Origin of the sequence: Pseudomonas hygromyciniae, from assembly GCF_016925675.1 — a bacterium.
GTDB classification, from domain to species: domain Bacteria; phylum Pseudomonadota; class Gammaproteobacteria; order Pseudomonadales; family Pseudomonadaceae; genus Aquipseudomonas; species Aquipseudomonas hygromyciniae.
The window spans coordinates 4,750,332-4,763,112 of the sequence record NZ_CP070506.1 but is presented as its reverse complement, the minus strand read 5'-3'; the positions used below and the strand labels follow the sequence as shown (position 1 = coordinate 4,763,112).

The following is a 12,781-nucleotide window of genomic DNA, read 5'->3' as shown; positions in this document are numbered from 1 at the left end:
ATGAAACAAGCAGTGTTATGGATCGGGTTATGCCTGATGTCACTTACCGCCCAGGCCGGGCCGCTGATCAACGTCGGGGTGGTGTATGACTACCTGGAAGGCAGCCGCAGCTCTTACCTCAAGCGCGTGTTCAATGGCGGCACCAGCACCGCGTTCATCAAGGTCAACGTGTTGGAAATCCTCTACAACCCGGACGGCACCACCCGCGAAGTGCCGGTAGCCTCGATCGCCAACGACAAGGGCACCACCAGCAGTCGCGACGGCCTGATGGCCAGCCCGTCGCGCTTGATCGTGCCGGCGAATGGGCGCCAGGGCACCCGTCTGTTGTTCATGGGGCAACGGGACAAGGAGCGTTATTTCCGTTTGCGCTTTATCCCGGTGGTCCCGGAAAAAGACGACAACTTTGGCATCAGCGATGAGGAGCGTGCCGAGTACAAGGACCACCTTGCTGCCGGGATCAATGTGATGGCCGGCTACGGCACCGTGTTTTTCGTGCGCCCCAAAGACACGCGTTTCGACACGCGGATCAACGAGACGGTCGAGCAATACCAGGTGCGTAACGCTGGCAACAGCACGGTGGTGCTCGACGAGTTCCATGATTGCTCGATCGCCAACGCCACGGACTGTGTGCCCACCACCAAGCACCACATCCTGCCTGAGCGCCAATTGACGTTCGAGAAAAAGCCGGGCCGACGCTACAGCTTCGTGCTGGTGGAAGGGCTGGATAAAAAACCGCTGAAGGTCGAGAAGACTAACGGGTGATGATGATGTTCAAGCAGCTGACAAGACTCGGTGTACTCGCGGCCTGCATATTGGCGGCGAACCACACCGCGGCGATCCAGGAGCGTCACTCGTTCGACGTCTCGGTGACCATCCCGGTGCATGAGGCGTATGTGCTGCCGTCCGAGCCGGACTGGATGGGCCAGGAGCAACTGCTGGCCTGGAACCTGGTGACGTCGCAATTGGGCCGACTGCGCAAGAACTTCGACGTGAAAAACCTCAACGGCGGCGTCGCAGCGCGCCTGGGGGCCGAGCCCTACTTGTACAACGGGCGCAACCGCATCGACTTGCAAGTGCAATTCAACCGCGTGGCATTGACCCTGGACCCGATCGAAGTGGTCAACGCCAATGAGGCACGCGTGGGCCGGCGTGCCGAACTGGACATCGCGGCGATAGAGCCCGAGGGCGGCTATCGCGGCGGGGAGTACTACGGCACGGTGCATCTAGTGTTTGACTTCCTGGCACCGTGATCCGCTGTGGAGAGGGGGCTTGTTGTGAAGAAGGGGCTTGTTGTGGCGAGGGGGCTTGTTGTGGCGAGGGGGCTTGTCCCCCGTTGGGTGGCGAAGCCACCCCAAAACCTGCCTGCGCGGTGTGCCTGGAGAAACTGGGGTGGGTTTGTTGGGGCTGCTGCGCCGCCCAGCGCGGGCGATGCGGCGTTCCGACAAGCCCGCTCGCCACAATAGGACCTCTGCCCACAATAGGCAGGCTGGCGCGGTAAATGTGGCGAGGGGGCTTGTCCCCCGTTGGGTGGCGAAGCCGCCCCAAAACCTGCTTGCTCGGTGTACCTGGAGTAACCGGAGTGACCTTGTTGGGGCGGCTGCGCCGCCCAGCGCGGGACAAGCCCGCTCGCCACAATAGGACCTCTGCCCACAATAGGCAGGGTTGCGCGGTAAATGTGGCGAGGGGGCTTGTCCCGGTACAAACCGGGGACATCGTTTACATTTCTAACCGGGGACATGGTTTACAGGTTAATACGCATGGTCAGGAGGTATCTGATCATGCCCTGGAACCAAGAGTCCCCCCATGAACCAACGAATCAAACTGGTCGCTGACTGGCTTTCTGGCAACTACACGAAAACCCAGTTGGCACACCGATTCAATGTGAGTCGGCCTACCGTCGATAAATGGATTGCCCGGCATGACGGCGATTTGAAGTCGTTGTCCGAGCTCTCCCGACGACCTCATAACAGTCCAAACAAAACCGACGATGAGATCTTGGCCCGCGTGGTGGCCATGAAGGAAGCCCACGATAAATGGGGGCCGAAGAAGCTTCTCGAGCTATTGCGAATCGAGGATCCAACCATCACCTGGCCTGCCCCCAGCACGGCAGGGCAATGGCTTGATCGGCTTGGATTGGTCAGCAAACGGCGCTTCAAGCGTCGACACGGCACTTCCCACGCCCCAATGCGAGAAGCCAACGAGCCCAACAAGACGTGGTGTGCTGACTACAAAGGGCAGTTCAAGATGCTTAACGGGCAGATGTGCTTTCCTTTGACCGTGACTGACCACGCATCGCGCCTGATTCTGGCGTGCAGGGCCCACCCCAAGATCATGACACAGCCTGTAAAACAGGCATTTGAGAGGCTTTTTTCAGGAATACGGCATGCCGCAAGTCATTCGTTCTGACAACGGTGTTCCATTTGCCTCTCCTGGTCTGGCAAGAATGTCTACATTGGCGGTTTGGTGGATCCGTCTGGGCATCTACCCCGAGCGAATCATGCCTGGAAGACCCGCGCAGAACGGTCGCCACGAGCGAATGCACCGCAGCTTGAAATTCGAGTTGCCTTTAGGACGCGACTTGCTTGAGCAACAGCTGTTGCTGGAGCATTTCAGGAATGAATTCAATTATATACGACCACACGAAGCGCTCGGCATGAAACGTCCGGGAGAGTTGTATGTGCCATCTACTCGGCCTTACCCCGGATGCTTACCCGCCGTGGAATATCCGGCAGACATGCAGGTTCGAAGTGTCAGACAGGACGGCTCTATCTTGTGGAAGAACAAGCTGATATTTGTCAGCGAGGCTTTATCTGGAGAACGGATAGGGCTTAAAGAGGCTGAAGAGGATGTTTGGGATCTGTACCTATGTGACTATCCCTTAGGCAGACTTGGACGCGGCAAGAGCCGCATCCAAGCTTCAAATGTGTAAACGATGTCCCCGGTTTCAGATGTAAAGGATGTCTACGGTTCTACACCCCCGTTGGGTGGCGAAGCCGCCCCAAAACCTGCTTGCGCGGTGTGCCTGGAGAAACTGGGGTGGGTTTGTTGGGGCTGCTGCGCAGCCCAGCGCGGGCGATGCGGCGTTCCGACAAGCCCGCTCGCTACATTTAACCGAGCCGTGTCAGGGCCTGGCGGGTCAGGCGGCGGGCCAGTTCGTTATAGTCATGCTGGATATGCTCATAAAGGCCCAGCACGGTGCTGTCTGATAACACCTGGTCGGCAAGCACTACGCTATACGGGATAACCAGTTCGTCGGCCAGGGCCACTAATTGTTCGCGCAGGCGTGCCTTGGCTTCGGCGGGCAGTTGCCCGGTGGCCCATTGCTGTTGCAGTTCCAACAGCTCCTGCAGTTGGCTGCCGGCCTTGTCGCGTTGTTCGCCCTGGGCATTGAAGTCTTGCAGGTAGGCGTCGTGCAGGTAGTCGCTCCAGAACGGCTGTTCCAATAGGCCATTGACCAGGCCGTCGCCGTGCTGCATCTGGCGAATCGTGCGCGCGGCTTTGTCGAGGTGGGCCTGGGTCACCTTGGCCGTGTTGCGGTACACCATGTGTTCCGACACCCAGGGCAGGTTCAGGTGTGTCTTGAGCCCGCTCTGGTAGGCGAGGTACACCTGCACGTCATCCACCTGGCCTTCGTCGGTGCCAAAGGTCTGCCCCAGGCCACCTTCGCTGGTCGGCGTGAGCCGATGCCGGACTTCTTCACGGGCCAGGCGGTTGACCTGTTCCAGGCGCCAGGCCTGTCTGGCCAGGCTCACCAGCCGGTTTTCGCGTTGGCGCAGGGCTTGCGGGGAGTTGTCCTTGAGGATCTGTTCGAGCAAGGTCTCGATCCCCAGGCGGTTGAAAATATGCGCGCCGGCATCCGCGCAATTGGCCGGGGTCGCGGCCAGGCTGAAGATGCGCTCGCGAAACTGCGGGTTTTCATCCGCCGCAAACAGCAGTTGCCAGACCCGTATGGCCAGGTCTTCCTGACCTGCGCTGAACAGTTGCGCGTCGGCCTCGGTCTGGAAGCCTTCAGGTGGGCGCAACAGCTTGAGGAGGTCGAACAACCCCTGGGAGCCATGTTCTTTTTCCACATCGTCCCAAACCTTGATGGCCACATTGCGCTCTTCGCCGCTCAGGCCGGACAACCAGTATTGCCGGTCGGCCGCCCCCCCGCGTGGCACGGTGCGATAGGGGTCGAAACCAAAGGCCCGCCGGTAGCTGACGAAGCGGGTTTCATCCTCCGGTTCAAGTTTGCTGCGATCGAGCCAACTGCTGGCCACTATGCGCGCGCCCACCGAGTCTTCGGCGAACGACGGAACGCTGCTGATCGCGGTGCTGGTCATATCCAGTTCGGTGATGGCCAGCCTCGGGGCCTCCATGCCGGCTGGCCATTGGGTAATACCGCTTCGGCGCAGAACCAGCCGGCGCAATTCGGGCATCAGGCTCAGATCCGGCGGCACTTGCAGCAGGGTGTGACCTTCCAGGTTCAATGAGCGCAACTGCGGCAAACGCTTGAGCACTTCGTAGTCATAGTTCACCCACCTGATCGGGTTAAGGCTCAGGTTCAACGTGGTCAGGCTTTTCAAATCGGTCAGTTGAGGAGGAATACCGGTCAGATTATTGTCGGACAGGTCCACGATGCGCGCGTTGGGGAAGTTGTCGAGAAAGCCCATCTCCTGATCCAACAGGTGTGTACCGCTCAGGTTCAGGCGCGTGACGTGGCTGAAGTCGGCGCGCAAGGGTGCCATGTGGTGGACATAGCGGCCCAGTACCAGTTCACTCAAATCCAGCAGGGTGCCGCGGGCAGAGGGTTGCGGGGGCAGCATGCTCAAGTAGGCTCCTTCTTCCCAGCAGGTACGCAGCTCCCTGACGATCAGTTTGCGCATCAGCAGTTCGTTTTCTTCGAGCACGCTGCCTGGCATGCCGAGCGTGCGGCTTTTGCGAATGCGCCGCAGGTCTTCGAGCAGCAGCCGGTGGTCGGCTTCCAGCTTGCTCAGCAATTGCTTGCCGGGTGGGGTGTTGAGAAATGGCGTGACCTGCTCGATCTCTTGCTCGTTGAGTAAGGGACACAGTTTGCCCAGGGTTTCCTGAAGCGTTGGGGGTGGCGCAGGCTGGCGTCGAAACAAGCGTCGAAACGCCTCGAAGCCGGGTTTTTGCAGCAGGCGTTGCAGCGTGCGGTCGTCGGCCTGACGCCGGCTGGGCTCTTGCAGCACGGTGCGGCGTGCGGCCATGGGTTCAAGTTGCTCCCTGAGCCAGGCACGCAATATTTCGCCTTGGCCCGGCCGGTAATCGACGGCATCGCTGGGCAGCACGCGCAGCAAGGCTTCGTAAAAACTGTACTGCGCGCTGGGCGGTGCGAGCTGCGGATCATGGATCTGGTAGCGCCCGGGGCCTTTGTACAAGAGTATTTTTTGCGTGCCCGCGTCAGCCGGGCCTACCTGACAACGCAAGGCGCCGTCGGGTGATTGCTCATAAATGGCGAGGTTCAGGTCGCCCAGCGCATCGGTGTTCAGGCGCACGATATTGAGGGCCATGCGTTCAGTGTCTGGCGTTAGCAGGGCGTCTTCGTGCAACCCTTCGGCGGCGTGGCTGGCGCGTACTTCGTTGGCCAGCTCGCGCGCGAGGTTTTTCAGGCGCAGAGGGATTCGCTGTTCTTGGCTCATCACCTCCAATTCCTGAAGTGAGGTGCGCAGCAGCAAAGTGCTCACCAGGTCGGCGGGCAGTTCCGGGAACTGCTGTTGAATCAGTTGGCCGTGGGGCGTATCAAGCACTTCGCGCACGCTGTAGAGGTGATTGAAGATCGTGGTCTTCTGCGCCTCCAGGCGTTTGGCCAGTTGCTCGCGCAAGGCCTCGACCCGCGCGGATGCGGTGGCTGGCAGTGGCATTGGCAGCAGCGCCTTGAGCTGCGCCTCGCTGAGAAATTCTACGACCTGCTCGGGCAGCTTGCCGGCGCGTACGTCGTCATGGCGGATTGTCAGGGTGTTGGCCGGTGTGGCCTCGCTTGCTCCGTAGCGCATGGCATAACCGCTCAAGTCGTGATTGATAAAGACATCGACGGCTTTGTCCGCCGGCCAGCCGGGAAGCTCGCTGGTGGTTTGCACTGCCCAGTTGGTGGGCAAGTCCGGCGCGCCTGCGGTGCGCATGAGCTGCGGCGCAGCTCTGACCTGGCGGCGTAGCTGCAGGCGTGTGAGGCTGTCGGCCAGCAGCGGCGGGGGCGGTTCGCGGTGGGCGTACATCATGCGCAAGGCGCCGTCGTGGGTGCCGCTGGTGGCGCAGGCCTGCTCGCGTTCGGCGGGGGAGAGCCCTTGCACCAGGGGGCCGAGGCGGTTGCGCAGGGTTTCGCTGTCCCAGGTGCGTGGGTCTTCGCCTTCGTGGAGCCAGGCGCCATGGTCGTTATGTTCGAGCATGGGTGCATACGCTTGCGGCCGCGTCGGGTGTTTGATCCGGTAGGTATCGCTGGCGGGATCGTGCTCGAGCGCATAGTGCCGCTCATCCAGGCGCAGGATGGGTTGCTCGTTGTGTGAATGCAGGCCCAAGGCATCGGGCTGCGCGTCGTGTCGCAGTTGCAGGTCGTTGCGCGCGTAGGGCGCCAGGTCGGGGTGCCACAAGCGTTGTTGCACGCCGACGTCGACCTTGCGCAGGCCATCGACAAACGCCGAGCGTTTGAAGGCGCCGCCAAGGGTCGTACCGGCGGCGAAGATTGCCAGTTGCACGATATCGGTGGCGACGCTGATGAGGTGTTCGCCGGTCTCCCTGAATTGTCCTTCGCTCAGGTCCAGCAGGCCTTCGATGACATCGCTGCTCAGTTGATAAGCGGTATAGGCCAGCATCAATTCGCCGAGAAACGGCACGAAAGGTGTGACCACCATCAGGGCGATGTTGAAAATGTCCGCGACGATTTTTGTCAGGTTGTCCCACCAGGCCCAGCGTTGTGCGCTGTCGGCATCGGCGGTGGAAACGACCAGGGTGCGCCCGTCATTGAGGATCTTGTTGAGAGCTTGCTGATAGAGGTGTTCCCACAGATCACCGTCGATGCGCACCGCCGAAAACTGCAGGCGGGGGTTGTCCAGGGGCGTCTCGCGCCAGTGCGGGCGCGGGTCCAGGGGCGCTTTTTCATGCCACTGCACCTGGCATAAACGCTGGTCCAGCCCGGCAAAGAAATGCCCGCGCAGGCTATGGTCGACAAACTGGCTGAAGAACTGTTGGTACGTCTGCTGGTCCCGTGAGGGGATGGGCGCGTTGGTTTGCAGTTTGCGCGTCAGGTCGCGCATGAAGGCCAGGCTGGAGTCGTATTCCTTGACCGGGCTTTCGGGGTCATGGGGGATATAGGCGATCACTTTCGACACGCCGGATATTCGGTCCAGGTCTGCGGCAATCAGCAAGATCCCGGTCAGTTGCGCATCCAGGATGCTCAGTTGGTAGAACTGCATCAACCCCCGTTCACCCCGTAATGCACGCATCAGCGTCCCGTAGGCTGCGGCGCCCAGGTCGGGGGCTTGTTGGCCATTGGTCTTCAACGCGGCCAGTTGCGCGGCGACTTTGAGCGCGGCCTTCTGACTGGCGATGACGTTGTGCTTGAGTGTGGCGCGGGTGGTGGGGTCGGTGGGCAGCAGGTGGCTGTTGAGGTGCTGCTGATAGCGTGCGCCCAGGTCCAGTTCACGGCACAGCACCTTGAATTGCGCGATGGTCATCTTGTCGTGCAAGGGTTGGATCGTGAAGTGACCGCGATAGTCCGGCTGGGAGATGTAGCAGGAGTCATCTTCAACGGTTTCGCCGGCGGCAAAGTTATGCAGCGCCGCATCCAGCAGTGACACTTTGCGGCTGGTGACTCCCGGAGAAATATTGAGCGCGTACCAAGGTAGCGTCTTGGCGATAAACAGGTTGAGAAACGTCGTTTTTACATCCAAGTGCAGGCCGTATCGGTCGCCGATGGCTTTTTTCAACAAGGGTTCGGCAAACGCATACACATCTTGTACTTCGCCCAACTGCCGATCCACCTCGTTCTGGGTGCGCCAGCCTTCGGCATTGGTACGTTGCAGGACTTCATGTTGGTGGGGGGAGGCGCTGGCGTACCAGGCGGGACGGGATAGTTCGGCGCTGCTCAGCGAGGCGATTCTGGTTGGGGTGGCGGTGGTGAGCCAGAGGGGGATTTTCTGTTTTATCAGTGCATAGTGAGGCCCTTTGTGGTGCGTTGGGAAAGAGGGCGCGGGTCGGGGCAATTCGGACATGCAATAAAGCTCGCTAAATGGTTTTAAGCATTAGCGTATCCGTTGAAGTTCAGAACAAAAGTTCAAAATCCTGCGGTCAATGCACGTGTGAAGTGCGGCAAAAATTCATTATTCAAATGCATGATCTACATAGCTGACGCCCTGTTGCAGCGCCGGCGTGTAGTGCGCCTGGCGGGGTGGCGGCGCCTGGCACAAGGTGTGCGCGCCCGGTTGCAGATATGGGGTGAGGAACGGCGCCATGCCCTTGAGCACTTGCACGGGCAGGGCCGAGGTGAAGGTGAAATTCTGCGCCGAGGTGCCCGGTACAAACGCCGTCAGCGTACCGAAGTGCTGTTCGCCGATGTAGAACACAAAGGTGGCCGTGCGGTTGATGGACTTGGAGCTGAGAATGCGGCCACCGGCACCCACGGCTTCGATGCGGTTGTCGCCGGTGCCGGTCTTGCCGCCCATGGTCAAGGGCGTGCCATCGGCGAGCTTGAAGCTGCCGGCCACGCGTTTGGCTGTGCCGGCATCCACCACTTGCGACAACGCCCCGCGCAAGGCCGTGGCAACAGCGCTGGGCATCACCCGCTTGCCCCGGTCGGGGTCGTTGACCACGCGGGTTTCATAGGGCGTGTCGGCGGCAAAGTGCAGGCTGTCGATGCGCAGGGGCGGCTGGCGCACACCATCGTTGAGGATCGTGCCGACCAGCTCCGCCAGCGCTGCGGGCCGGTCGCCCGAGCTGCCAATGGCGGTGGCCAGCGACGGCACCAAATGGTCGAACGGGTAGCCGACCTGCTGCCAGCGCTGGTGAATGTCCAGGAACGCTTCGATCTCCAGCATGGTACGGATGCGACTGTCGCGGGCGCTCTTGTGCCGGCTCTTGAACAGCCAACTGTAGACTTCCTGGCGCTCATGCTCGCTGGCGGCAACGGCCTGGCTGAAGGTGGCGTCGGGGTGGTTGAGCAGGTAGCCCAACAGCCATAGATCCAGCGGGTGGACCTTGGCGATATAGCCCTGGTCGGGCAGGTCATAGGCCCCGGGGCCGTAGTTGATATAGAGCGTGTCGAGGCGTGCATCGGTGAGTTTTTCGGCGCTTTTGGTCGCCGGCAGGTGGGCCCGTACGAAGCTGTTGAAACTCTGCTGGCTGGCCTGTGGCAACAGGTAACGGTGGACCGCGGCCAAGCGCATGGCCGTGGGATGCATGCTGTCGAGGAAGGTCTCGAGCCGGGCCTGAGTGTCTTTGTTGCGGTACTTTTTCCAGAAGCGCAGCAAGAACGTGGTGCCCTCGCGGTCGGCAAAGCGGGCCAGGTATTCCTGGCGGCGCGGGTCGCTGTCGTCCTTGAGCAGCTCGGCGCTGTTGTTGGGCCCCTGATAGGTGCTGTAGCGCACCAGGTCACGCATCAGGCGAATGAACGGCAAGTTGATCGACTCGCGCAGGGCATCGCGCAGAGTCGGGTTGCGGCCGTTGTCTTCATTGCGAAAGTTGTGGAAGCGATGCAAGCCGCCCCCTGTAAAAAAGGCTTCGCCGGGGCTGGCCGAGTATTGCCGGTCGAGTGCCGCATCGAGCATGTTCGCCAGGCTGTGATCGCTGTGTTGCAGCAGGTAATCCACGACCCATCGGGTCAGGCGATCCTGGTCGTTGACTTCGATTTTTTTCAGTGCGGCGGGTGTCTGGCCGGCAAAGCGCTCGTGCAGTTCACTGATGATTTGCAGGTAGGTGGTCAGCACCCGCAGCTTGGCGGTAGAGCCCAGTTCCAGCTTGCTGCCTTCGTTGATATCGAAGGGTTGGTCGGTGCTGTCGGTCTGCACCCGCACCCGCGCGCCGTCGGCGGTCATCTCGTACAGGTTGAAGCTGTAGCGCACCTGGGCGGTGCTGGTGGGCGTCAACAGACGCGGGCCGATCAGCCCCAGTTGCGCGGCGAACGCCGGGTCTGCCAGGCGTTTGAGGTAGTCGGTGGCCTGGGTTTGCAGCTCGCTTTGCAGGGTGCTGGTGGCGGCCAGGTCCAGCCGATCCAGATCGTACAACGGACGGTTGAGCAGGGTGGCCAGGCGGCTGCGCACCACGCTGATACCTTTGTTGGTTTCGATCGGTTGGATCGTCGGCTGTTGCTGCCAGTCGCGATAAGTCACCTTGCTCGCCAGGGCGGCGCTGACCAGCGCCGGTTCGATCTGGCCACTTTGCCCCAGCAGGCGCAGGTGACTGTCGGTGAGGCTGGCCAACTCGTCACGGCCCTTGGACAGGTAATGGGACGGGCGGCGCTGGGCGATCATCAGCGACAACACTTCGCGCAGGGCCAGGCCTTTTTGCGCCAGGGTTTTTGGATCGTCGGCTGCCAGCAGGGCGTTGGTCTGATTGAAGTCGGCGCCATACCAGACCCGCAGGCCTTCGGCGATGCCATGCACTTCACCGTGACCTGGAACGGCGGACAGCGGCACGCTGTTGAGGTAATCACGCACGATATTTTGCCGGGCGGCCAGGGTTTGGGGGCCGCCTTGATAGGTGCGCACGCTGGCGGAAATCATCTGACGGATCTTCTCGCCGCCGGAAAGCGTCAGCCCATCGGGCGAGTGGCGGTATTTTTCCAACTGTGTGGCCAGGGTGCTGCCCCCAGCGGTCTGGCCTGGAAGGTGCGCCAGCTTGGCCAGTTGGGACCAGGCGGCCTTGGCAAAGCGCGGCCAGTCCACGGCGGGGTTGGCCTGGGGCTGCGCGGGGTCGAGCAGGTCACGGTTTTCTACAAACAGCAGACTGTTGACGATTACCGGCGGGATGGCGCTGAAGGTCGGATAGAACTGTTGTGGATAGTTGAACTGATACAGCGGTTGCGCACGGCAGTCGCTGATCGACAGGCCGGCCTGAATTTTTTCGGCATAGGGTACGAACAGGCCATGGCGGGTGTAGTCCAGCAAGTCCTGGGAAAAATGGGCCTGGCTCTGGATCACGTAATTGCGCTTGAGCAGTCGCGGCAGGAAATCACCCAGTGCGCTGTAGCCCAAGCGTTTGTCGAAGGGACCGTCTCCTGGGTACACAATGGCGTCGCTGGGGCCCGGCTGCACCGTGTACACCAAAGTCGCCGCCACACGGCTGAACTCACGAGCCTGCCACTTGGCGCTACGCACCTCCCGGGAGGCGGCATACGCGAGCGCGACCAGCCCCACTCCCAGCAAAAGCCAGAACCAGCGCCATCCGCGCCTGCGTCTACGGGGATTTTGTGGCAATGGCTGATCGTCCGGGCTGTCGGTGGGTTGCGCAGCGGTGGTCGAACCGGTTTGCCATAACGCGCCCATAGTCGATTGATCCATTCACGCAGATTGATCGGACTTGCCTGAAGCTTAGACGCTGGTTGGCGGGTAGGCAGAATTTGTATGTGGTCGTGGAGGGCGCCGCCCCAAAACCTGCTTGCGCGGTGTGCCTGGAGAAACTGGGGTGGGTTTGTTGGGGCTGCTGCGCAGCCCAGCGCGGGGCAAGCCCGCTCGCCACAATAGGCCCTCTGCCCACAATAGGCAGGCTGGCGCGGTAAATGTGGCGAGGGGGCTTGTCCCCCGTTGGGTGGCGAAGCCGCCCCAAAACCTGTTTGCTCGGTGTGTCTGGGGTAACTGAGGGGGGCTGCTGCGCAGCCCAGCGCGGGGCAAGCCCGCTCGCCACAACAAGCCCGCTTGCCACAGTAAGTGGGCTAAAGCCAGGCGACATCCCAGAGGGGGTAGTCACCGATGTGGTCGACCAACCCGGCACGCAGGGGGTTGGCGACGATGTAGCGTGCAATTGTGCGAATGTCTTCTTCGGCGCGGACTGCGCGGTCATGGTAGCCACTTTGCCAGAAGCGTTCCTTGCTGCCCCGTGCGCGGTTGATGGTCAGTGTGCTGCGGGACTTTGTCCTGCCGACGACCCGGGACAAGGGGGCGTCGCCTAGCTCAAATAACCAATGCAGGTGATCCGGCATGATGACCCATGCCAGTGAGTTGACCAGGCCCAGGTCATGGGTGTGTTTGAGCTCTGCCACCAATAACCGGCCTAGGCGCAAGTCGCAGAATAGTGGATAGCGTTGGTGGACCACGGTGGTGATGAGATAGGCCCGACCTGGCTCGCAATAGCGGCCCAGGCGTAACAAGTGGGAGTTGGGTTTCTGGGGCAATCCTTTGCTCCTTGAGGTACTGGCGGAAGGTTTATTGACCCTAGTACTTGGTGTTGGAACGAGTTCCTGAAATCGGTGTGCAGATGTATCTGTGAAGGGATGTATGCCCTATGGCCGGAGCGTTATGGGGGGACGCTGCCCCAAAACCTGCTTGCTCGGTGTGTCTGGAGAAACTGGGGTGGGTTTGTTGGGGCTGCTGCGCAGCCCAGCGCGGGGCAAGCCCGCTCGCCACAATGAGTGCTATGGCCACGGTAGATAGGCTGGCGCGGTAAATGTGGCGAGGGGGCTTGTCCCCCGTTGGGTGGCGAAGCCGCCCCAAAACCTGCTTGCGCGGTGTGCCTGGAGAAACTGGGGTGGGTTTGTTGGGGCTGCTGCGCAGCCCAGCGCGGGCGATGCGGCGTTCCGACAAGCCCGCTCGCCACAATAGGTCCTCTGCCCACAATAGGTAGGCTGGCGCGGTAA

5 protein-coding genes and 1 pseudogene are annotated in these 12,781 nt (G+C 61.3%); 3 read left to right on the top strand and 3 right to left on the bottom strand.

Features of this window, described 5'->3' with window-relative positions; genetic code table 11:
* The 3 genes and pseudogenes from JTY93_RS21305 to JTY93_RS30070 all read left to right on the top strand — a co-directional run bounded on the left by JTY93_RS21305 (nt 1) and on the right by JTY93_RS30070 (nt 2,929).
* Entirely contained in the window at nt 1–762 is a 762-nt protein-coding gene (locus tag JTY93_RS21305) for a molecular chaperone (RefSeq protein ID WP_205480349.1), read from the top strand.
* Between the two features lie 5 nt (nt 763–767).
* Entirely contained in the window at nt 768–1,250 is a 483-nt protein-coding gene (locus JTY93_RS21300) for a CS1 type fimbrial major subunit (RefSeq protein WP_205480347.1), read from the top strand.
* Nucleotides 1,251–1,778: 528 nt separating this feature from the next.
* Nucleotides 1,779–2,929, top strand: a pseudogene (locus JTY93_RS30070) (integrase core domain-containing protein).
* Between the two features lie 178 nt (nt 2,930–3,107).
* Here the strand turns inward: JTY93_RS30070 and JTY93_RS21290 are convergent.
* The 3 genes from JTY93_RS21290 to JTY93_RS21280 all read right to left on the bottom strand — a co-directional run bounded on the left by JTY93_RS21290 (nt 3,108) and on the right by JTY93_RS21280 (nt 12,319).
* On the bottom strand, nt 3,108–8,207 hold the full coding sequence (locus tag JTY93_RS21290) for an NEL-type E3 ubiquitin ligase domain-containing protein (protein WP_205478034.1): 5,100 nt from the start codon (nt 8,205–8,207) through the stop codon (nt 3,108–3,110).
* A gap of 108 nt (nt 8,208–8,315) precedes the next feature.
* Entirely contained in the window at nt 8,316–11,474 is a 3,159-nt protein-coding gene (locus JTY93_RS21285; protein ID WP_205478033.1) for a transglycosylase domain-containing protein, read from the bottom strand.
* A gap of 386 nt (nt 11,475–11,860) precedes the next feature.
* Nucleotides 11,861–12,319, bottom strand: coding sequence for an REP-associated tyrosine transposase (locus JTY93_RS21280; protein ID WP_205480976.1), 459 nt, complete (start codon nt 12,317–12,319; stop codon nt 11,861–11,863).
* Between the last annotated feature and the right edge of the window lie 462 nt (nt 12,320–12,781).

Excerpts from the sequence above, each read along its gene's own strand:
- JTY93_RS21290 (WP_205478034.1), bottom strand. The coding sequence starts at position 8,207 with ATGTCCGAATTGCCCCGACCCGCGCCCTCTTTCCCAACGCACCACAAA.
- JTY93_RS21300 (WP_205480347.1), top strand. The coding sequence starts at position 768 with ATGTTCAAGCAGCTGACAAGACTCGGTGTACTCGCGGCCTGCATATTG.
- JTY93_RS21285 (WP_205478033.1), bottom strand. The coding sequence starts at position 11,474 with ATGGGCGCGTTATGGCAAACCGGTTCGACCACCGCTGCGCAACCCACC.
- JTY93_RS21305 (WP_205480349.1), top strand. The coding sequence starts at position 1 with ATGAAACAAGCAGTGTTATGGATCGGGTTATGCCTGATGTCACTTACC.